Source organism: Legionella norrlandica (assembly GCF_000770585.1).
Lineage (GTDB): Bacteria > Pseudomonadota > Gammaproteobacteria > Legionellales > Legionellaceae > Legionella > Legionella norrlandica.
This window is the reverse complement of record NZ_JNCF01000013.1, coordinates 1-23,896: the sequence shown is the minus strand read 5'-3', so window position 1 is coordinate 23,896 and position 23,896 is coordinate 1. Positions and strand designations below refer to the sequence as shown.

Sequence of the window (23,896 nt, the reverse complement as noted above, 5' to 3'; positions counted from 1 at the left end):
TGGGAGTGCGAAGCGGCTTGTTGGCACTCTGGGTAAGTGCCAACAGCCTCTAGTTTTTGTAAGGCAATCCTTTTACTTCAACACAGAGTTTTCCAGTACTGTCTGGGCTTGTTCTTTCAAGTGATTCACAATAGCCTCTTTATATTCTGGATATTTATTGCCAAGAAAACGCACTGCTAAAATGGCAGCATTAATAGCTCCTGCTTTTCCGACTGCAAGAGTTCCAACTGGAATTCCAGCTGGCATTTGCACGATAGAAAGCAGGGCATCCATTCCATTACTGAAGGTGGATGACGGCATTGGAACGCCAAGTACTGGTAATATGGTTTTTGCTGCAACGACTCCAGGGAGGTGAGCCGCTCCTCCTGCTGCAGCAATAAATACTTCTACACCTCTTTGCTCTGCCGATTTAATGTATTCAAAAACAGCATCTGGAGTACGGTGAGCTGAAAGTGCTCTCGCCTCATGAGGCACATTAAATTTATCGAGCATACGACTTGTTTCTTCCATAATCGCCCAATCTGATTTCGACCCCATAAGAATACTAACAAGAATATTTGACATAATTAATCCCTTTATCGCTATAACTTTGTTTAAAAGACTTTTGTGGAGATAAAACTCTTATTGCCTTCATCGCGAATAGAGTGCAGCAATTCAGAATAGGTTTTTTTATATAAAAATAATCTGAAGCGCTTCGTTTGTGCTCGCAATGACGAGGCTTAAAAATTTTATTCCGTACAAAATTGATGGGCTTAAGAATACTACAAGTTCGTTTTTATTTCATTCCCTAGAGCTTTCTTGTGACTAACTATTTACTCTCGTGTTCATGTCTTGATCCGATTCCGTGCGTTTTCTAGTGACATAGCTGGTGTTTTCTATTATTTCATGCTAATTATAAGCGATGTCAAGGATGACTGGATTTGGTAAATATTGACCAATATCGTATAACACGCAGGAGTTTTATGAAAAAAAAATTATTATTTTGTTGTCTCTCCCTTTTTTTATATTTTGTAGTTTAGCAAATTCCACGGTTTCACAGAAACGATTTCCAGAAGAAACTTTCCAGGAAGCGATTACTCGTGTTACTGCTAATGAACCTAAAATGCTAATTGCTAAGGGGACTCCTTTATCTAGGAAAGTGCCGCTACAGAGAATGGATTATTCCATAGTGCCCACAGTGAGCAGCTATGAAGAACTTCTCTATATGTTTAACATGATACGAGATACTCGTTTTTTGTATTCTCCAGAAAAACCAGATTTCGAACGAAGAATCAGTTGGCTTTATCCTGATGATGGTTGTTTTGCTAGAGCAGCTCTTTCTCGAGCAAAATTGGAGAACGAACACCTCGTCGCCCCTGCAAAATTTTTGCATTTGGTAATTTAGAGATGCAAACTCCTTATTCCATTAATGGATCCGTGAGATGGTGGTATCATGTATCTACTGTGGTTAATTACATGAACTCTATTTATGTGCTCGATCCTGCCGTCAATGCAGAAGGGCCTATATTAATTGAGGAATGGTATAACACAATAGGGATAACGGATGAAATGGAAGCGGTTGTTTGCAATCCTTACACCTATGATCCATTTGACCGATGTTATGATGCAACAGATAAAAGTGATAAAGCGTTGAAAGATCAATTGAGGTATCTGGAAAAAGAGTGGGATAGAATGGAATTTTTAGGTTTCGATCCAATTATTTTGTTGGGTAATAATCCCCCATGGATTGTCCAATTATTAAGTACTCAATTGAAGATAAATTCATAAATTTCTACTGTAGTAGAAGAATATTTTATACTACAAGGAGGTAGTATCTATGATAAGATTTTTTCTAATTCCCTTGCTTTTAGGGATTGCTCATTTGGCTTTTCCCAATCCTTATTGGGATCGGTATAAAGTGCCTAGAGATAGTCAGTATCCTAATTTAAAATTCTATCAAGTAAATCCCGAATCCTTAAAAACAATTGAAGAAAACTCTGGAGTTGATGTATTGCGCATTCAAACCGATTGGTTTGAAGAAACAGATTCCTATACTGTCGGCACCATGATTATAGAGCCATCCGGTACACCAGCATTATTATCACGGAGCGTCCATAGGCCAAAATGGGGAAGTTATCTGGGTATTTTAAAAAATAAGACCAGCGGTGAAGCTGTTTATTACGATGCAATAGGGACAGGTAAAGAATATCGAAAGCTTGCCAGAGCTATTAATTTACGTTTCCCAGTTCCATTTGAGGATATGATTTTTGAACTGTATGCTGAAAATCCTCAAACAGGCCAAATGGAAAAAGTCATTGAAAAAAATATTGTAGTAAGTGAGTTAACAAAAGAGAGCAGTATTTTTAAGGATTTAGAGGTGAAACAATTGTTAACTGCTGCCAAAAATCCATCTTTAAGAGTGAATATTTATGCCGAAGGATATGCTTCGAGTGAAAAGGAAAAATTTTGGAAACGGGCAATTAAAACAGTGCAAGCATTACAAAGCCAACAGTTTCCTGGTATAGAATATATGGACTTTTATGCTGTATTTAATCCATCCAAAAAGCGGTTAGGATTTGCAGAAGACTTGGGCCTTCCAGTGCCAGAATTTGATTCTTTTTTGGGATTATATTATCCCTATTGGGATAATTTTGGTCGATGGTACCATATTGTTTACCCTACTCGGGAGAGTAAATTTCGCAAGGGGTTGGCATCGGCCCCTTACGATTATCCAATTGTGTTAATTAATAATAGTCAATATTGGGGAGTGGGTAATTACAAATCGCATACCGCGATACCAGCAGATAATTCAACATACTTTACTTATATATTAATACATGAATTAGGTCATTTTTTTGGGCTTAATGAGGAATACGAAGGCGGTGGCCGAACGGAATTGGAGTTTGCTCCTGATATGGAGGAACCATGGTCACAAAACATAACTTTTTTAACCATTCCAAGTTATACAGGTTTAAAGTGGAGTGAGTTGGTTAACCCGCAGATCTCTATCCCAACTCCTTATAGTGATTGGCATTCAACCCCACCCCAATATGGTGCATATCAAGGTGGTTATGGGGACTCGCCATCATCCAGAGGAACCAGTCATAAACCCGGTCTGAACTGCGTTATGGAATCCTATGCTTCGTTTTGCGATATTTGCCGCAAAGGAATAGTGGATGTTATTCATTTTGATTTAGGCATCAATCAGAAATAAATGAGGTTCCTATAATCAGGATTATAATTATGATTCCTCTCTAGTTATTATAATTTCTGATGAAGAGCCTCGGGCTTTAACATTTGGATTATACATGGCTTCGGCATAAGGCGGGGGGACCATGTATTTACCAACATTGGTTGCTTTAATTTTATAAACTAATTCTTTTACATTTGAATCTACCCAACCAAAGAAATTGATTCTGTCTTCACGAGCATCAGCATAATCCATGTTGTCCGCTTTTACAGAATCTCTCACAACCTCAAATCCACCTGGCAGAAGATCTTCAATAGCAATATTACTCAGATAATTATTATCTAAGGATCGAATTTGCAGGTGAACTTCAATTTCTTCGCCCAAAGTAGCTGAATTGATTACATTCCCTTTCTCATCTCGATACTCTCTATAAATCTCAATTCCTTGTTTTAATGGTTCTGAGGATACTGTTTTCTCAAATCCAGATTGAGCAAGCTGATAGAAGAATATTTGTTTATCAGGATTATTAAAAGTAATAGTTTTGGCTGATTCATCAATACTTAATTTTTGATAATTATCCTGATCAGATGGAATATTTTTCTTTTGATCATTAGTCAACATTTCAGTAATAGACATTTTAGTTGTTGACTCAGCTGGCACATTCTGTGGATAAGCTCCCAAAGCCAAGCTGGCAAATCCTGATAAAACTGTATTGATTTCATCATTATTTATAGCTTGTACCAAATTCATTAATATCTTGTCACTGACTTGGGGTAATAAATTAGGGAAATGTTTTGCGACCAGATAGAGATATTGAGCATCAGCGATATTGCGATCATAAAAATCGGTCGCCAACGTATTATCAGTTGGCGGTTGATATTGGCCAATCAATTGGTTTGCTTCAGCAGAGCTTTTTAGTAATTGGTAGGTGGCTGCAATATAGACTGCTGTGATGTCTTTTAACCACGTTTTGGAGGTATCTTGTTGTAGATATAACTGTAGATTAGTCAGATAATTGGTTGTGACCAATTCATTGCGGGTCAAAATGTAAATGGCATACGCCTGGATTCTCGCTGTGTTGGCATCTGTTGGATTTCGGCTAGCAAGCTCTTTAAGGTAATTGATACCATTATAAAACATCTCGCCAGGAACATTGAAGCCCTGTGCTTTTGCTTCAGTCAAGAAATGCATGGCATAAACGGAAGCAAAACTATTGGCTGAATTGTCGCTGAGACCTGGCCAATAGCTAAACCCACCATTAGACATTTGCCTTTGGCTTAGCATTTGAATTGTAGTATTAATTTTTTCATGAATTGGTCCACTTTCTGAACTAAACCAGGGCTGATTGTTCATCGCAATCCATGGTAGCGCTTTACTTGTCAATTGCTCTGTACATCCATAAGGAAAATTATCCAAGTATCGTTGCAAACCAAAGACAAGGACTAGTGGACTAGTAGACATAGTCGCATCTGCCTTGCGATACTCAGGATACAGTGTCTGTATGATATCCAGTGCTTTTTGGGTATCTTGTGATTTACCGCTATTAATATAAGTGGTGTATGGACTAGCTGGTCTGACACTAAGGGTTGCATCCATCTTGCTCGACTTATCGTCTGTTTTGGCAGTGACGGTCACTTTCGCAGATCCCAATTGGGGTTTTGCACGTAATTTAAAATAAACAGTTTGCTCATCTCCTTCGCTTATTTCTAAGGTTTGTTTTGCTGAACCAATTACTGTAATTTCAGGTGAGGCAGTGAGTTCTACTTCAATTTGAGCGTGTTCTCCTGAGCCGTTTACATTATTTGCAATACTTGAGGATATTTCAAATTCATCCCCAGGAGCAACGAAAGTAGGAACATTAGGACTAATGATAAAATCTCCTCGAACTTCTGCTGAAATTTCACTTGAACCTACAGAGTCATTTGCAACTGCTACGGCCATCACTCGCATGGTTCCATTAAAGTAGTCTGGTATTGGGTAAGTTAACTCCCTTTCAGTAGTGTCGGTATCAAGAATTCCAGACCAATAGACAACAGGTAGATCTGTTTTTCTTTTGAATGGGTTGAGTCGACTAGCTAATGCGGCTTCGCCTTCATCACCTCCCACAGCAGAGATTTCTCTATCCTGGATAAATTTAGGTAATATTTGATCTACAGTTTGTTGCGTTAGTACTTCTAAAGCTCGTTTTTGGAAAAAGAAGCTCAATGGATCAGGGGTAACATAATTAGCTACTTGTAAAATTCCTTCATCCACTGCAAATACGATAATCTTGCCAGGTTTGTCCGTGTGATAATCGATTACAAACGGCTCACCTGGACGAGCTAGCTTAGGTGCTTTTAATTCAATTTTTATATCTTGTTTCTCATGGTTAACGCTAAATGGCGCCACACTATAACTTAACGGGCTAATAAATAGTTCAGGCGATTCCCAATCTCTAATAAAGGCTACATTAACATAACCATTGCCTTGGAAATCAGCGGGAATATGGATGGTTTGTACAGAATTTTTAGTTTCTGTTTTGAACCATTGTGATGCGTAAACTTTATCTCTTTCTATGGTGATTAAACCAGAACCAGTATAGGGGGCAGTGATTTGAATTTCTATATCATCATTAGCTTGATACTCTTCTTTATTAAGTTTTATCGATAATTCGGCATTTTTAGCAAGTGGCGCTTGACTGGTACCTACTACATTAAATTGTAATTGACTCAAAACAGTATCATCCTTGTCCAGAACATTTAGAGAAAAATCACCAATGGTATCTGTGGGCAGTGTGTAGCTAGTACCAGATTCTCCTATCTCAAATGGTTTGGTGCTAACTATCGTTGATTGAATAGTAGATTGGTATTGATAAGTCCCATCTGCCTTTTTAACCAGAGTTGTTACTGGATGTAATGAAATTAACTGAATCTTTAAATCCTTAACCTCTTCTTCACTCAACTGTGGATTAATTGCTATATAATTGATATTTCTGGCAGCATTTTGCTTTATAAAATGCAAGTCGCCGTCAGCTTTATAACCGATGAAATAGGGTAGTGGGCTCACCAATGTTTTGGTTTGGGTCGTAACACTTCTACCACTGCCTGCTTCAAAACCTTCAGCAAAAAAAGTTAACTGATAAGTTGCTTTTTCAAATCGTTCGAGGTTTAGGTTGAATTCAGCTTGTCCATTCTCATTCGTTGTTACTTCGGGCAAGCTTTCTGTAAAGACTTTTGGCGGTTTTTTCGGATCATACAAAGGATCAGCAAAAATGTAATCAGGAAACTCATTGAACTGAACCCGTTGAGGAGTTAATAATATTTTAGCACCAACCCTTTTATTAGCAGCCGGGGCACCATATAAGTTCCAAAGATCTACTTTAGCTTTTAGGTCAATAGGTGAGCTCCAGCCATCAAAGGGTTTTGGTTCAAAGCTGGAAGTCATGCGCATTCTGTCAGGTTGGAACTCTGAAACTCGAACACTGGTAGAACCGAGAAGATTTTGTGGGTGATCATCTTTGACTAAGTATAAATAAACCATGTATTGGCCAGTAGGAGAGTTAGGGTTGGTAGTAAAATCAATCTCCATATACCCAGTATCATTTAGAGTAATTTTTTGGTCTTTGATTGTAGTTCCTCTGGTATCTACCACAGTAGCTTGTAAAGGTAATCCAGGAGGTTGTGGTTGTGCAAAGGCTTGTTTTACTATCATCCCTATATGCGCTGTGTCTCCCGGTCTGTATATTCCTCTATCAGAAAATAAATAAGCGGATAAACTTTGCAAATCTTGGTTGTTAGTATAGATGCCTCCAATATCGAATTTTGAAAAATTCAATTGGCGGTTGTAATTATTATATGGGATGAAAGACACATCATTGTTTAGGCGCGCCAGATAAACCGTAGGCTCCCTGTCTTCAGTAAAATCTTTCACAGTAGGAAAATTGACTCTGCCTTGGGCATCAGTAATGCGAGATAAAATGGGTAATCCATTTTTTCCCAGAATGGTAACTGTTGCTCCCGCAACAGGAATTCCTTGAGTAATGGAATTAATAAATACGTCATGACTGCCGTCATTATTATCTTTTACTAGCATCCCTAAATCGGTAATTAATATTAAGCGGCTCGCTTTAACATCTAGGGAATATTGGTTGGCCACATCCCAACCTGTTGCCTGCAATAAAAAGAGGCCTTGTGGACCTGAGGCATTAGCTTCAGATGTTAAATATTTACCCAAATCAAGCGCTGTATATTGCTGTTTAGTAAGATCAGTCGCATCATACTGCTGGATTTCAGAGAAAATTTGACTGATGTTTTGTTGATTAAAGGAAGGGTTAATAAAATAGGGATTATTAAAGTCTCCCTGGGTTTGGGTAACCAGTTGATTGACATTGTCAGGTAAGACGCGAGCAAATTCATACTTAACTGCTGGCACACCACGTATAAGCACGGATAGTTTTTTCTCGCTACTAAGGGCTAATAGCGAACCCTTGTGTAAGAAACTAATTTCTTTGGGATATTCTGGAGCAGGTATTACTGCTGTGTAATCATTACTTAGCGCAAAACTGCCAAAACCTTTCATTCCCTTATCAATTTTAATATAAAGGTACCGAGGTGTTTGCGTCTTGAATTTGAAGCTATGTAGAGTGGCATAGTTTTGTTCAGAAGGTATCGCTTCCTTGGGTAATGGTGTGGAGAGAGCGAGAATATTATTGGTTACTTCTCCTGGATTTCGCCATTCATAGTTGGGTTTGGCCGGCTCAGCAGCAGTGGCAGGATAATCTTGCGGCAACAAATAGACGTGTATGGATTTGTTAAATTCACTTTCGTTGACTCCCAGACTGGTTTCAATTGTCAGTACTTGTTCTGGTCTGTCTTTGTCATTGCGGACTATGTTCGCCGCTGCTGATATTACTTTAAGAAAATTACTTGAGTCGGGTATTAGCAAGTTTTTGCTAATTTTCTGTCCAAGATCTGCAGAATCAGTGGAAGAACTCACATTTTTATCGAGCGTTAGCAATAAATAACGCGGCACTTCTTGAATTTTTATATTAGCCGAATGAAGATAGGCGACGCGTTTATTATTATCATAAGTATAAGAAAATGAGACTGAATCAGTATTGAAGTTCGCTTTTCCATTTTTGATGGTTTGAAATACCAGAGAAGTATTTTTTTCAAGGCTATTGATATTGACTGGGTAATTAAACTGTATGGTCGCTACAGCATATCTTGTTTCTGCATTAACAGGATCTTGATAAAATTTGAATTCGCCAATGGTTGCCTGGAAAGGCTTTGTTGTAAAAGATAAATCATAACTTTCAATATTGGTATTGGGAGTAAAAAAGTTTTTTGCAAAATGAATGTGATATGTTTGTCCCGCAGGCCAGTCTTCTGCAGGAATAAAAACTAACTGACTATCACTATTCCAATTCCATTTACCAGCAATTTCAGGGGTCATTTCGATCCCTTGGTCAATATCCTTGCCAACTAAGTTAATCGGGGCGACGGATTGAGGAATAAATTCATTATTTTTGATGCCAAAATCAATAATAAGGTTATTAGGAATAAGGTTTTCTTCATTAGGAGTGATATCAGGTATGATAATAGAGGAAGAAATATAGATTGGTTTGGGTAAATTATTATACCAATACGCCCCATAAGTTCCTGCGCCTAACAACATAATAAATAACAAAGCGATACTCCAAAATATTTTGGGTGAACTTTGTGATTTCTGTTTTAAATAGATCAACCAGGGAGGGCTATTCCATTTAATTTTACCAAATAAGGTTGAAAACATTGAACACCATACATTCATAATGGAGGAGAATGGGTTTTTGTTCATGGTGATATGAAGTCCTGGTTGTGGTTTCTATTAATTTAAGTTCAGCAATATACAGAAGGTATCGAATGCAGCCAACATCCCGTTAAGCTCAATGCATTCCTGGTCATTATTGCTTTAGTCAATTCTAATGCATTTGAATACTAATTTGAATATAATTTAACCTTTATACATTTCTTAGTCCGGCTAATGAGAAAAGCAATAAAGTATATAAGCATAATCCTAGTCTCACTATTTGTCAGTGGGAGTGTATTATTATTTTTTTCTCCGAAGCCTACTTTGCTGGAAGAGTTCAATTTTTCTACAGCAGTTTATGATAATAACCATCAATTATTAAGATTGATTTTGAGTAAAGATGAGAAATACAGGTTATATGTCCCGTTATCTCAAATCTCTAAGGAATTAATTGAAGCGACCCTTTTACAAGAGGATCAGTATTTTCACTGGCATGCAGGAATCAATCCTTTCTCCATGGTGAAGGCAATTTGGCAGACTTATGTTGTCAAATCCCGCAGAATAGGTGCCTCTACAATTACCATGCAGGTAGCAAGAATACGCTTTGGAATTAATTCCAAGAAAATTTCAGGAAAATTGTGGCAAATCATAAGAGCTTTACAAATAGAGAGGCATTATAGTAAAGATGAAATTCTTGAGGCTTATTTAAACTTGGCTCCCTATGGTGGAAATATAGAGGGAGTAGGGGCAGCAAGTTTAATTTATTTTAATAAGCCTGTTAACCAATTAAGTCTACCAGAAGCATTAACCTTAAGCATTATTCCGCAAAATCCAGTTAAAAGAACATCAAAAAACAGTGAATTAAAAAGAATAAGAAATCGCTTATTTGATAGATGGTTACAGCAACATCCTGATGATCATGGTAAACAACCTATGTTTGGATTGCCTTTGGTTATGCAAACTAGTCAAAATTTGCCTTTCCTTGCGCCACATTTTGTAAACATGATATTAAATGAGCATCCTAATTTGTCACAGAGCATTTCAACAACTCTAGATTACAGACTTCAATTGATTATAGAGCGTATTACAAAACATTACCTGGTGCGGAAAAAAATTTTTGGTGTTCATAATGCTGCGGTCTTACTTGTTGATAGTCGTGATATGAGCATTAAGGCTTTAATGGGTTCTGCTGATTTTTTTAATAGGAATATAAGCGGCCAAATTAATGGTGCAGAGACCAAAAGGTCTCCTGGTTCGACATTGAAGCCATTTATCTATGGATTAGCACTTGATCAAGGCTTAATTCACCCAAATACAGTTTTAAAAGATGTACCCCAGAGCTTTAATGGGTACAACCCTGAAAATTTTGATTATGATTTTATGGGGCCAATCAAGGCAAAAGACGCTTTGGTACTCAGTCGAAACATTCCAGCCATAAACCTTTCAAGCCAATTAACATCTCCGACCCTCCATCAGTTATTAGAGCAAGCTCAAGTGAGTCATTTACGTTCTGAATCGTACTACGGTTTGTCTCTGAGTTTAGGCGGAGTTGAATTGACTATGAAAGAGCTCGTTAGCTTATATACTATGCTGGTGAATGATGGAGTTTGGTATCCGCTTATTTCATTACAGGGTGAGGCCAAACAAAAAGGACAGCGGTTGCTCAGTGCGGAAGCAAGTTTTTTGGTTATTGACATGCTAAAAGATACTCCAAGAAAGGATTTAAATGATGGAGGAAGATCCCCATTGCCAATTGCCTGGAAAACAGGAACCTCATCAGGATATAGAGATGCATGGACAATTGGATCTTTTGGCCCGTATGTATTGGCTGTTTGGATAGGAATTTTGATAACCGATCTAATCCTGCTTTTATTGGTAAGGAAATCGCAGCCCCTTTATTTTTTGAACTGATAGATGCTATCAAACATGAAAGAGGCCCTATTCCTCGAATTGAAAAAGACCCGCAACATAGGTATTTGGAAAAAATTGAAGTATGCAAAGCATCAGGAATGCTGCCAGGTCGTTATTGTACTGACACGGAATGGACTTGGTTTATACCAGGTAAATCTCCTATTAAAACCGATACAATTTTCAGAGAAGTAGCCATAAGTAATAAAACAGGGCTTCGGACTTGCCATATTGATGAAAATACTCGTTTTGAGGTATTTGAATTTTGGCCATCAGATTTGTTAAAAATATTTAAGAGAGCCGGGATTCAAAGGCATACTCCTCCATTTTTTGAGCCCGATTGTGCTTTATCAGGAAATGGTGGCATTAATCCCCAAATTACTTCTCCTCAAGTAGGGGTAAGTTATATCATTCATGCTAATACTCAAACTAATAAGAAAATTCCACTCACTGCAGTGACGGACGCTGGAATCGCTCATTTATACTGGTTTATCAACGAAACTTTTGTTGGTGAAACGAAACCGGATCAGCCTTATCTTTGGCAAGCAAAGCCAGGCAAGTACGTTGTGAGAGTGGTTGATGATCATGGCTTATCTGATGCACGAGATATCACTGTTCAATTACTTAATTAACGTTAATTAGGAATAGAGTTGACGATACCCCTTGTCCAATTGAACAGGGGGGGTGCAATTAAACGGATAATGCCCTGTCCCGAGCAGGCTCTACTTCAGATTCATTAGATTCACTTGCCGGCTGAACGTAAGGATCTTTGGAAAATTCACTAGGTCCCCAGCTAGCCAATAAGGTTCCTTTATACAATAAGCTGAGTAAAAATATTGCTGTACACAGATTGTCATCAGTGTATGCTTCACATTGTACTCCGTTAAAAAGCAATGCAATTCTAAGTCCCATTTGTGCCCCAGCCATGCTTCCTTGTAGAAGGTGGACTAGTTTTTCAGATGCATGGGTATCAAATCTGAATACGGAATAAAATGAGATTAAAGTTTGAGCGAGGTTTGTGGGAATTGCGGCAGCAGGATCAAATGTTTCCAGAACTGTTCCAATAATGTCAGCTCCGACGTTAGCTCGTTGTGCATTACGATGCGGGGTTGAAGAAGAAAATGAAGTGCACGCCATGCCAGTTAAACATTTCCGCAAAGACTCAAACATAATTATATCCTTAAAATAGTCTACTTAACAAAAAGTTGTACATTAACAAACAAATCTTTTTATTTCCAGTACATTACAGGGATAATTTGATTTAAAGTTTAATTTCCTATTCAAATGATGAGGAAGCTTCATATAGAAAAAATTTAATTTTAGTTTGATATTACAATCTGTATAGCAATATCTTAAGATAGTGAGTGCTCTTTATAGGACCCAAGTTTCTTGGGTAGAAACTGATTTAAAAATCGTTACTTATGAATACTTTTCCTTTGCAATCAAAACGCATTTTATCCCTTGATGTATTTCGCGGAATAACCATCGTACTGATGATATTAGTTAACGGACAAGCCGCTCTCGATCCCTACCCTATTCTTGAACACGCTGAATGGAATGGTTGTTCTTTGGCTGATCTGGTTTTCCCATTTTTTTTATTTATTGTGGGATTAACCAGTGTGATCAGCTTAAGAAAACAAATAGAAGAAAAGTCTGTCTCTTCTTTATACGCTGCAGTTATTGAGAGAACCATCATTTTATTTCTTTTAGGGTTATTTTTGAATGTTTTTCCCTATCCACTTGATTTCAGTAGTATAAGAATATACGGGATTCTGCAGCGTATTGCGGTCTGTTATTTCGTTTGTACCTTAATTTATCTGAACACTTCGATTAAGACACAATCTTTCATTTTTGTCGCTCTTTTGTTGGGATATTGGGTTCTTATGACTTTAGTACCTGTTCCAGGATATGGAGCCAATCAATTAACTAAAGTAGGAAGCTGGGTCTCATACTTTGACCAGTTGTTTTTTTCATCCTCTCGTTTGTATGAAAAAACCTATGATCCCGAGGGGTTTTTGGGTACCTTTCCGTCAATTGCTACCACCTTATCAGGGGTTTTAACAGGAAATTTGCTCTTAAGCACAGGTAGTAAGACCAAGAAATTCTATCTCATGAGCGGGGCTGGCTTCTTGTTTCTTTTACTGGGTTGGTTATGGGGCGATAGTTTTCCTATCAATAAAAATTTATGGACTAGTTCTTTTGTCCTTTGGACTAGTGGCATGGCTTTGCTTGTTTTTGCTTTTTGCTTTTTGATGATAGATCGATTGCAGATTAAAAAATGGTCATGGTTTTTTAAAGTATTTGGTATGAATGCTTTATTTGCTTTTGTATTTCATGTGATTCTTATTAAATTGCAATATGCCTTCAGGGTGACGTTAAGTAATGGTGATGTAGTTAGTAGTATCATTTTTATGAAGAATTATCTTTTTGGAGGATTTAGTAATCACAACGCTGCCTTATTGTATTCTATTTGTTTTCTTTTTCTTAATTTTCTAGTAGTTTTAATTTTATATAAGCGTAATATTTTTATACGAATCTAAGGATATTAATTTTTCTCCGAACATATAAGAAGCAAAATAGGGTAGTTAGTTAAGCATAATATGGGAATTTTCTCATATTATGCGATTAGGGCTTTGTTTATGTTCAAATATCATTGAGTGTAGCCAACACCTGGACTTGAGAATATAGCAAGTTGCTCTTTATCTTCTTTGCATTGATTGCTTCGGGGGATAAAAAACAATTGAGAATTTTTGATTGTACCAGGCTTTTCCCCTTTTTCCTTCGGATTTGTCCTGACCATAGAATCTGAATTATTGTCAGATAATCCCTGAGTACTGGCATCATTTGAATCATTAAGAGTCATTTGCCTAATATTGGGATACCTAAACCTTAGATCAATGGATTCTATACTCTTATTGAAATTGAGTACATATTGCAACATGATATACTGGGCTAAGGTTATATCCTGATTAAATTGTAATTCTTGTAGCTGACACTCTGGGTCAATCAATAAATTACATAGGGTTTGAATTATTTCATTAGAGGGTGTGTATCGACAAGTATTGGAAATTGAGATAGACCTTATATTCTTATTGGTTTTAACTAGATTTAGAATAGCTTGTAATCCTTCATTTTCAATATAATTCTCATCGAGCACTAATTTTTCAATATGCGTATTAGATGTTAACGCTTTAGCAATTTTTATGACATCAGCTGCCATATAGGCATTTTTGGAGAGATTCAGCTCTTTTAGATTCTCAGGATTACTGGCTAAAAAATCACATAAAAAATCAACATTCAGTAGACTCAAATTATTTTCAGCTAAACTAAGATTGCTTAGATGGGAGCATGACTTGAGCCAGCTGAGAACTTGAGGTGAATTAATCTGCCCAATGTTAGTTTTATTAATAATTAGGGTATCCAGTGTGGGATTGGATTTTATAATCTTATCCAATAGTAGAAAATCAGTTTTATCGAATTGCATGTCATGAATGGCTAACGTTTTTAAAGCGGAAGCTTTCGGCAAATACTGCAATACATTTCTTCCTGAAGCAAAACCACGAAGTGTTAGAAATTCAAGAGATGTAATGGGTTTCTTTGAATTAAAAAGAGGTATTTGGGCACTTTTGGCGACTGAAAAAGCTAAATTTAAATAAGTAAGAGGAGGTTGATTAATCGCTTGAGTTAATCTACGAATTTGTTTATTTGTGAGTGAGGTATCAAGAGGAAGCAAGTCTACAGTTAATTTTTTTAATGCAGGCTTGTTATTTAATATATCAAGTAATGCCTCATTAACACGCGCTGCTATTTTTTTTAATCGGCGTTCATCTATAAAGTCAAATAAACCAACTGATAGAACATGTTTAGAATAAAAATTAAAATCTAATGTGATTTCAAAGGTTAGTTTTTCCAATTGAGAGTTTTGTGAAATGACTTGACTTAAATTCCACAGGGCTTTTGAGTTTTCCTCAGTCATTGTCATTGACAAATCAAGATCGGTCAGCGGAGTAGCTTTTAAATATTCCGCTAAAAAAACTACATCCTCATAAGATAGGGTATCGGATAACCCTAGGTCTTTGATGGAAAAGCTTCCATTTTTTGTTGCATTGATGCATTTTGCGAGTGATAAGGTTAACATAATTACTCCCCAAGTCCTTTTGAAAGAAAATAATAATTAACTTGTCTATCTTCTACTCGAGGTATCTAAAAGTAAATAGGGGCTATTGATATTTCGATTAATTATTTTTCAATCCAAACTATCTCTGTTTTCTAGTAGATCTTGTAACGGTTTGGGGAGTTGGGAGCGAAGTTTTTTAGTCAATCTAGCTTCATTTTTCTGCCAAATAATCCCTAAGTAAATGATCCCAAAGCCTATAGCCGTTAAAGCAACGGGGAATAACAAACTCCATTTAAATACCTGGAATGCCAAATAGCCTAGGTAGTAGCTGCATCCTAGTGCACCAAAGATTACAAACACTTTTCTACCTAAAATAACTCCTACCAGGATCATGAACAAGTTAATGCACATATAAATAAATTTGGATAATTCACTGTCCGAAGATTGGCAACTAAGTCCAAACCAGAAGGCCAAAACACCAAATATATATAGCCAGAAAGCATAGTCGGTGGAGGGGTTTGAGCGAATATCTACCCAGAAAGCAATGAGTATAGTCAGCAAACCAAAATACATAGAAACCATAGCCCTAAGTTCAAAATTAAATTCACCACCACTAATCATGGCTGCTATATCCATAGACATATACCACAGGGTGACTGCAATGGGCATAATCATAAAAGGGTAGCGATATAGCCAGGCAAGGATTACACCTACAATCAGTGTACCGAGTTCCATAAAAATCCAATGCCATTTAATATAAATATGGTAATCATGATAAAAAACCGTGTCGTCAGGCCACCAGCCTATTCCTTTTTGGAAGCCATAAATGGCCAGCGGAGTAATACAAATCACAAAAGTGGCGCAAATGCCGGCAGGGATAACATATCCCTTTTTGTTGAATTGACTGCTAAGACTAAGTCCGAGTATGGCATAACAAACTGACAAATAGAAAATACCCCATCCCCCAAATAGTTCCCATCCGAGATTCATAAATAAAGTCATTGCACCAATCGCTATGAGTCCGCCAAAGTAATATAAAACATTAGTTAAGTTAAATCCTGGAGCTTGTTCAGGTAGTGTTTTTACAAATTCAATTAAATTGTTGGCTTGTTCTTCTGTAATGATTTTGGCTTCGACAGCTTTAGTGAGCATATTCCGTGTCAATTTCATCATTTTCTCCGATGAGCACAGTATTCCTGTTTCATGTTAACTCTGCAAAATGACAGCAATGGGTTGATATTTTGATTATAGCTGAGCACACCAGGAATTGGGGTAAACCCTTAGGTACATTAAATACTTTCATGAGAAATATAGATTATTATTGGACAAGTAGCTTTGACTTTGCCCAAATTGGTATTAAAGCCATTACTATTAAGAACAATCCACCAACTATTGCATAAGTTACTTTAGAGTCGATTACAAGTGAGGGAGGGGGTGTTAAACTGACAATGAGGGTAACACTACTGCCTACCAGACCGAAAGAGGACGAAATAGTGATACCCAACTTATCCATGATGGGTTTTGAGGTCACTATTTTGAGTGCGCTAATAAAAAGCAAGAGGTACATTAGCAAATTAATTTGAGTGGCTGCATTGAGCATGATCCAGTATGAGGCATTAATCGATGGAACAATTAAAAATAATGTACTGATAATTGATACGCATATTGCTTGCGCGACCAATAGCTTAAATGGGACATTATTTTCATTAACCTGATTAAAATTCTTACTTAAAAAACCTTCCCCAGCTGCAAACCCCAATCCTTTTATAGGGGCAATAAGCCAATTGTTTGCTGCGCCAATACAACCTATCGCAATTAATCCATTGATGATAAATGCAAAATGTCCGCATTTCATTTTATTGAAAAATAACTGAATCAGCTGAGGAATGCTACTGATAAAATTTAATTGTTGTGGTGGAATAATCATGGCTAATATAATTGAGCCAAATAACATGGTCGAAAATATTAAAACAACAGAGACAGCAACTGCTTTAGGGAATGCTCCTTTCCTACTGTCTCGAGCATGCACTGCAGCCAATTCAATACCACAGAATGACAAAATTATTGCCGTTAATGAAGTCCAAGAATAGGATTCTGCTTGCGGGAGAATAGTCATATTGGGTTTTATCTGGCTAAGCCACCAATACAACCCCATACACAGAATGATGATAAAGGGGATGATTAATCCGGTGATAGAACAATAGGAGTTAAAGCGGCTTGAGAGTTGGACACCCTTTAAATTGATCCAGGTTAAACTCCAAATCAATACAATAATGATTAGGAAAAGCAAACTTTTATTTTGCACCAAATCTGGAGAAATACTATAGAGCAGCGTTCCTGCAATAAAACTCAATAAAGTAGGATAGATTAGAATGTTCTGGATGCATTGAAACCAAATAGCCATGAATGCCCAATGATTCCCTAATCCCTTTTTTACCCAACCGTAAACGCCTTGTTCGGATTGATTAGAAAACCAAGACGATACAATAGCGCAAGGAAGAAGAAAAAAGACTAAAGCCAGAACAAAGTAATGGTACAATTGGCTGCCTGCCAATGCTGCTGCTGGCAGGTTTCTGATGCTGTCAACCGAGCAAACAGTGATTAGGGTAAGACTAAAAACAGATAATTGTCTTTTCATTAAAATCTCAAAGACATGCAGCTTAAACCGCCGTCTATCTTTTTAAATTCACTAGTATCCAACTCAATGACTGCAAAACCTAATTGTGTCAATTCGTACGCAATTTTAGGATAGCCTTTGGCCAGTAAAACCGTTCCATTGACCATAATGCAATTAGCTGCATAAGATTCTTCCTGACTTACTACGATCTGTTTCATGTGGCTGAAAGCATGATGATTAATTAATTCATCACTAACTAAAATATAGTCATTGTCGAGATAACTTACTCCTGTCTTAAGGTGAAGAAATTTCTTTAATTGAATGACTGATGCAGTATAACCATATTGATTAAGAAAAAAAATTAGTTGTTCAGCTCCTTCTTTGTTAGTTCTTGCAGAGAGGCCAATAAAGAAATGATTATCTACTCTAAGAACATCTCCAGCTTCGAGGGTACCGGGTGATTTTATTCTAAAAATTTTTTTATCAAAAAAAAGCTCAATGGTTTGTTCAATTTCTTCCACTTCTCCTAATCTGGATTCAGCGCCTGGTCGTGTTAATACTGCAAACTCTTCTGTTAATAAGGAAACATCCTCTACAAAACAGGAATCAGGGAATTGTTCGAGAGGTGGGAGTACAGTGACTTCCAGCCCGCATTGAGATAAAGCATTAATATAATCCTGATGTTGGGCCAATGCCAATTCATGGTTTGGTTTTCTTGGGTCAGCTGATGTCGTCAAGCCATTGACCATTGTGACCGAAGGTGATCTAACAATAGCATTTTTAAGCATTCATTATGTCCTTAATTAAAATTTTAGGATTGGCACATTGATATCATATGTTGGTTTTATGAGAGAGGTTAAACAAAGTGTTTTCAAAATGCAATAATTGCTTATTTAATTGAATGACCAGGTTGATTTATCAGGAAGGTATGGATTTAGTCTAAGAAGATAAGTATTCTGGTATTACTTTATGATAAATTACTTTGATCATGTCAGCAATCAAATATGATGTTGTTTTACTTACTCAAAGGGACTTTTTTGCTCCTCAAGATACTACTCCCTATATTCAAAATGTATTGCTTGAAGATCAATTGCTAATTAAGGCATTGGAGCAAAAAGGACTTAAAATCACTCGAACCCATTGGGATAATCAGCAATATAATTGGTCGGAGGCGCGCTTTGCATTATTTCGAGCTACTTGGGATTATTTCCATAGATTCGATGAGTTTTGTTTATGGCTAAAAAGATGCTCAAAAATAATTAATTTTATCAATCCCCTTTCTGTTATCCAGTGGAATATTGACAAACATTATTTAAGTGATTTACAACAAAAAGGAATTAATATTCCGCCTACCTTATTTTTGAGCCAAGGAGAATTAAGAAGTTTAAGGCAGGTGATGGAGCAAAATAAATGGAAAAAAGCGATACTTAAACCGGCAATCGCTGGAGGTGCTCGTCATACTTATTTATTTGATCAGAATTCAGTTGATCATTATCAGGATGTGTTCCAAGAGTTAATCAATAGTGGATCAATGCTATTGCAGGAGTTTCAAGAAAATATTGTAAAAGGGGAAGTCTCTTTTATGATGTTTGGGGGTAAATACAGTCACTCTATCTTAAAAAAAGCAAAACCAGGCGATTTCCGAGTGCAAGATGATTTTGGTGGGACGGTACATCCTTATGAAGCCTCTCAGGAAGAAAGGGAATTTGTTGAGAATGTCATAACTCAATGCAATGAGTTGCCAGTCTATGCACGTGTTGATGTTATGCAGGATAACAATAATAAATTGTGTTTGGGGGAGTTGGAAATGATAGAACCCGAACTTTGGTTCAGGGAAAATTCTCATGCAGCCAATGCGATGGCTGAAGCAGTGTATGAATATATAAGGAAGATCTCAACATAGAATAAAAATAAACCAATTTTTATAATAGTAAATTTAAACTCACGATTGTGAACAACAGGAAAGCAATATGAAAGCAAGGATAGTTTCATTTTTGGCTGTTTCTCTGGTAAGTCTAGGCCTGCAAGCTGCTTCAGAAAGCCTGGTTTGGGGGACAAGAGAGGATAATTTAACAAAATATTATTCCACTATTGTAAATAATAGAAAAGGATTAATGTCTTCTTCCGGTCAAATGGCGCAATTAGATTATCAATTAAAACTTGTTGATGTGGGCAATAATCTTAATGTTAACGATGTTCGTTATCGAATTTATTATAAAGATATTCCTGTATGGGGACATGAGTTGATTCTCCATAAGAGCAATAGATCAGAAAATTTTTTTACTGGAGTTGATGTCTCTGAAATTGAAAAAGATGTTCATCAGATCAATGGAAAATATAGTGCCAATGATATTGAAAATAAGATCCTAAACGAAATAAAAGACCCAATTATTTATAAAAATATAGATAAAATCATTTATCTGGATCCACAAAATAAAGCTCATCTTGCTTATCATGTATCAATGTATATTAATAATCCTGTCCGTTTTGTATCCGCTCCCAATTATATTATCGATGCTAATTCTGGGCAGACATTGAAAAGTTGGGATGATTTAACCCACAAGAAAATTGGACAAGGCTTAGGTGGCAATGTATTCATTCTTCCCTATCGCTCAGGCTTGTTTCAACACGGTGATCTAGTAAAAGATGTTCCTTCGCTTGGCAAGTTTGATGTAATGGTCAACAAGGGACAGTGTTTTGTAGAAAGCCCTGAGGTGAGGGTAATCAATGCTGCCTATACTGATTTGGACAAACGGTCTTTCCCTGTCTTAAGCATGGTAGAGATCTTTAAGAGGATACCCACTTTTTCCTATCCTTGCAGCAAAGATACTCAGTATGTGAATATTAACGATGGGGATACCTCGCCTGCAAACTATAGTTTTTCTTCAGTAAATGACACTATGTATTTTGCTGAGGTAACACTCGATATGTATAAAGAATATTATGGGATAGAAAAACCCTTAGGTGACGACTTGCCCTTACGTGCTTATACCCATATTAAGAGTTTTGATAATGCGTTTGCTGTGCCCTCCATCAAAATTAAAGGATTGTACGTAATGCACCAACAAATCGTAATAGGGGATGGAGATACTCGATTAACTGCGCCTGCTCAAAGCACGTTGTCTCATGAACTGTCACATAATTTTACCCGATTGCACTCCAACCTGATTTATAATGGACAGTCGGGAGGAATCAATGAAGCCTTTTCAGATATGGCATCCATAGCGATGCAGGATTTTTTACGCAAAGATTTCCCATGGTATTGGATGGTAAGGACTGGTCGATAGGTCGTGAAATTACCGTCAGTGGAGAACCGATTCGTTATATGGATGATCCAGTCAAAGATGGCCGGTCAATCGATCATGCCGAATCTTATTATGAAGAGTTGGATGTTCATCTATCAAGTGGGATTTTTAATAAAGCTTTTTATCTTTTAGCCAATAAGCCCGATTGGTCTGTGAGAAAAGCATTTCAAGTAATGATTGACGCCAATATAAAGTATTGGACATCAGGTACTTCTTTTGATGCTGCTGCTTGCGGGGTTATTCAGGCAGCAATTGATAGACAATACAATAAGCAAGATGTCATTAGTGCTTTTGCAGAAGTTGGGGTAAATTGCCCTATTCATAGTTTGGGCAAATAATAATTTTCAGTTGGATATTCTTCTTCTCTGCTGACAGTGATAACATCATCGCGATTGTATTTTAAGCAGGGACGGATAGTTATGAACAAGGGAATGAATTCATTTGTATTCCTGGTTGCAGTAATTGCTGGTTTTGGTGGATTTCTGTTCGGGTTTGATTCGAGTGTTATTGCTGATATCAAGGATCAGGTGATTACTCAGTTAGAGCTGACTGATTGGCAATGGGCACAAGTTGTTAGCAGCAGTTTGCTAGGATGCGTGTTGGGAATTCCTATTAGTGGTCTTATTGCAGATAAGGTGAGCAGACGCTCATTATTAAAAATAGTCGCTTTGGGTTTTATTAGCGGGACAGCACTGTGTGCGCTAACTCATGGATTAACTGCCTTATTATTAGGACGATTTATTATAGGCGTTTGCATAGGAATTGCATCTTATATTGCTCCTTTGTTTATTGCTGAAATTGCACCACCGGCTCAAAGAGGAGCTTTGGTATTGATAAATGGATTGACCATTACCTTTGGCCAAGCTGTTGCTTATTTAATCGGTTATCTACTTCACGACTACTCATTAACGAGCTGGCGATATTTATTTGCAATTGGAAGTTTGCCTGCCCTCGTTTTGTTTTGCGGGATGTTTTTTGTTCCCCATTCTCCCCGGTGGTTAATGATGAAATATGGGACAGATGCTGCTTTAAAAAACCTAAGACGCATTAGACCTTCGCACTATGATATTCATCAAGAATTGACCGAAATCCAGGAAAATTTGACGAAACCATCTAGCAATTATGGTTTGCTATTTAAAAAACCAGTGGTTTTTGTTTTATTGGTTGGTATTGGTTTAGGGGTCTTTCAGCAATTTTCTGGAATTAATGCTTTAATGTACTACGGGCCAGTCATTTTTGAATCCGCAGGATTTTTCCCAGTCAAGAATGCAATATTAGCTACCTTTTGTATGGGTATGATTAATTTCTTGTTTACTGTGGCTACTATTTTTTATATTGATAAATTAGGTCGAAGATTTCTACTAATCAGCGGTACTCTAATAGCAGCTCTGAGTTTGTATTTTGTGAGCCTATTATTTTATAGTACGTTGGCGGTTAATAAACTCTGGCTGCTTGGATCATTATCCCTGTATGTGATGGGATATTGTATCAGCCTAGGTTCTTTATTCTGGGTTTTAATATCTGAAATATACCCTCTGACTGTTCGTGGTTTGGCAATGAGTATTGCTACGGTAGCACAGTGGGGGGCGAATTTTGTTGTTTCCCTTTCCTTTCTTACGCTGTATCAAGCCACGGGTCAGGCATTTACTTTTGCTTTATTTGCTTCCTTTTGCTTATTAGCATGTTGGTTTGTCTATTATTTTATTCCGGAAACTACATCAGTATCTTTGGAAAAAATAGAAGAAAACTTAAATGCTGGAGTAAAAATAAGAGACATAGGTCAACCTGTATCTAAGGATTTAATAAAAACATTGAGTTACAAGACTAAAATTATTATGGATTAAATTATGAAAAAAAATATATGTCGAATAGGAATAGTTGGCGTGGGAAGGATTGGTAAACTGCATGCCGAAAATATTATGTTTCATTTACCACAATTCGAATTACGAGCTATAGCTGATCCTTATTTAGATAAGCAATGGGCAGAAAAATTAGGTGTATCTTTTATATCTAACCAAATAGAAGAAGTGCTTCGTCATTCGGAATTAGATGCAGTTTTGATAGCTTCTCCTTCTCATTTGCATCTTGAACAAATTGCTATGGCAAGTGCTAATGGCAAAGCAATATTTTGTGAAAAGCCAATAGGTTTGAATGAGGGGGAAATAGAATCAGCATTAAATACTGTAGCGAGCAATAATACGTTATTGCAACTTGGATTTAACCGTCGGTTTGATCCAAGTTTTGCCAATATCCAGAAAAGGGTTCAGATCGGCGAAATAGGTATTCCACATATCCTTCGCATCACGTCTCGCGATCCAGCATGCCCATCAAAAGAGTATTGTGCTACCTCAGGTGGAATTTTTATGGATATGTCTATTCACGATTTTGATATGGCTCGTTTCCTAATGCAATCAGAGGTTGTCGAGGTGTACGCCACCGGAGCTGTCTTGATCAATCCCGATTTCGAGCAGTTTAATGATGTGGATACAGCCATTATTCAGCTTCGTTTTGCAAATGGAGCATTTGGTATTATTGATAATAGTCGTCAAGCAATCTACGGTTATGATCAAAGAGTTGAAGTATTTGGTTCAGGAGGGATGTTGTTGGCAGAAAATCTGTTAGAGCATACTGTTACTCGATACTCGAGGAACACAACTGAAGGAGCAAAACCTCAATATTTTTTCCTTGAACGTTATCATCAAGCCTATTTAGCGGAGTTAAATGCTTTTTATAATGCTTGGAATAATGATCAACCAAGTCCTGTGTCGGGATTTGATGGCTTGCAAGCGTTGCGCATTGCCAAAGCAGCGGAACAATCGTTGAAGACACACTTGCCAGTTGTATTGAGTTGAGGAAATTATGGAAAAATATCAGAGGCTTTGTTTGGATCAAAATAGGTTGATCGATGTCATTTGCATGGGACGCGTAGCGGTTGATCTTTATGCCGAACAGGTAGGTTTTGATTTAAGGGATGCTAGCAGTTTTAAAAAATATTTGGGCGGTTGTGCAGG

General features: G+C 37.1%; 12 protein-coding genes and 3 pseudogenes. 8 read left to right on the top strand and 7 right to left on the bottom strand.

What is annotated here, in order from left to right; genetic code table 11:
* Positions 1–72: 72 nt before the first annotated feature.
* On the bottom strand, positions 73–564 hold the full coding sequence (gene purE, locus OK13_RS05030) for a 5-(carboxyamino)imidazole ribonucleotide mutase (RefSeq protein WP_035888386.1): 492 nt from the start codon (positions 562–564) through the stop codon (positions 73–75).
* Between the two features lie 538 nt (positions 565–1,102).
* Between purE and OK13_RS16160 the strand changes: the two are divergent.
* A pseudogene (locus OK13_RS16160) lies at positions 1,103–1,767 on the top strand (protein-glutamine glutaminase family protein).
* 49 nt (positions 1,768–1,816) lie between these two features.
* On the top strand, positions 1,817–3,193 hold the full coding sequence (locus OK13_RS05020; protein WP_035888380.1) for a M64 family metallopeptidase: 1,377 nt from the start codon (positions 1,817–1,819) through the stop codon (positions 3,191–3,193).
* Between the two features lie 27 nt (positions 3,194–3,220).
* Here OK13_RS05020 and OK13_RS05015 read toward each other — a convergent pair whose 3' ends face one another.
* Positions 3,221–8,986: an alpha-2-macroglobulin gene (locus tag OK13_RS05015; protein WP_035888374.1), complete on the bottom strand. Its 5,766-nt coding sequence runs from the start codon at positions 8,984–8,986 to the stop codon at positions 3,221–3,223.
* Positions 8,987–9,172: 186 nt separating this feature from the next.
* Between OK13_RS05015 and pbpC the strand changes: the two are divergent.
* Positions 9,173–11,478 (top strand): annotated as a pseudogene (gene pbpC, locus OK13_RS05010) (penicillin-binding protein 1C).
* A 58-nt stretch (positions 11,479–11,536) separates the two neighbouring features.
* Here pbpC and OK13_RS05005 read toward each other — a convergent pair.
* Entirely contained in the window at positions 11,537–12,016 is a 480-nt protein-coding gene (locus OK13_RS05005; RefSeq protein WP_035888372.1) for a hypothetical protein, read from the bottom strand.
* 251 nt (positions 12,017–12,267) lie between these two features.
* Between OK13_RS05005 and OK13_RS05000 the strand changes: the two genes are divergently transcribed.
* Positions 12,268–13,386: an acyltransferase family protein gene (locus OK13_RS05000; RefSeq protein WP_035888369.1), complete on the top strand. Its 1,119-nt coding sequence runs from the start codon at positions 12,268–12,270 to the stop codon at positions 13,384–13,386.
* Positions 13,387–13,496: 110 nt separating this feature from the next.
* On the opposite strand, the gene OK13_RS04995 is transcribed toward OK13_RS05000, so the two are convergent.
* From OK13_RS04995 to OK13_RS04980, 4 genes are all read right to left on the bottom strand, one after another.
* Entirely contained in the window at positions 13,497–14,984 is a 1,488-nt protein-coding gene (locus tag OK13_RS04995; protein ID WP_035888366.1) for a leucine-rich repeat domain-containing protein, read from the bottom strand.
* A 108-nt stretch (positions 14,985–15,092) separates the two neighbouring features.
* On the bottom strand, positions 15,093–16,133 hold the full coding sequence (locus OK13_RS04990) for a hypothetical protein (protein WP_035888362.1): 1,041 nt from the start codon (positions 16,131–16,133) through the stop codon (positions 15,093–15,095).
* A 148-nt stretch (positions 16,134–16,281) separates the two neighbouring features.
* Complete coding sequence (locus OK13_RS04985; protein WP_035888358.1) at positions 16,282–17,601, bottom strand: APC family permease; 1,320 nt, start codon at positions 17,599–17,601, stop codon at positions 16,282–16,284.
* On the bottom strand, positions 17,601–18,368 hold the full coding sequence (locus OK13_RS04980) for a dimethylarginine dimethylaminohydrolase family protein (protein WP_035888355.1): 768 nt from the start codon (positions 18,366–18,368) through the stop codon (positions 17,601–17,603). The genes OK13_RS04985 and OK13_RS04980 overlap by 1 nt, the downstream gene beginning before the upstream one ends.
* A 200-nt stretch (positions 18,369–18,568) precedes the next feature.
* On the opposite strand from OK13_RS04980, the gene OK13_RS04975 reads away from it, so the two are divergent.
* From OK13_RS04975 to iolG, 4 genes and pseudogenes are all read left to right on the top strand, one after another.
* Complete coding sequence (locus tag OK13_RS04975) at positions 18,569–19,483, top strand: ATP-grasp domain-containing protein (RefSeq protein WP_035888352.1); 915 nt, start codon at positions 18,569–18,571, stop codon at positions 19,481–19,483.
* Between the two features lie 67 nt (positions 19,484–19,550).
* Positions 19,551–21,223: pseudogene (locus OK13_RS15785) on the top strand (M4 family metallopeptidase).
* An 81-nt stretch (positions 21,224–21,304) separates the two neighbouring features.
* Positions 21,305–22,729, top strand: a complete 1,425-nt coding sequence (locus tag OK13_RS04965) for a sugar porter family MFS transporter (protein WP_035888350.1) — start codon at positions 21,305–21,307, stop codon at positions 22,727–22,729.
* Between the two features lie 3 nt (positions 22,730–22,732).
* Positions 22,733–23,737, top strand: a complete 1,005-nt coding sequence (gene iolG / locus OK13_RS04960) for an inositol 2-dehydrogenase (RefSeq protein ID WP_035888345.1) — start codon at positions 22,733–22,735, stop codon at positions 23,735–23,737.
* Positions 23,738–23,896 lie beyond the last annotated feature (159 nt).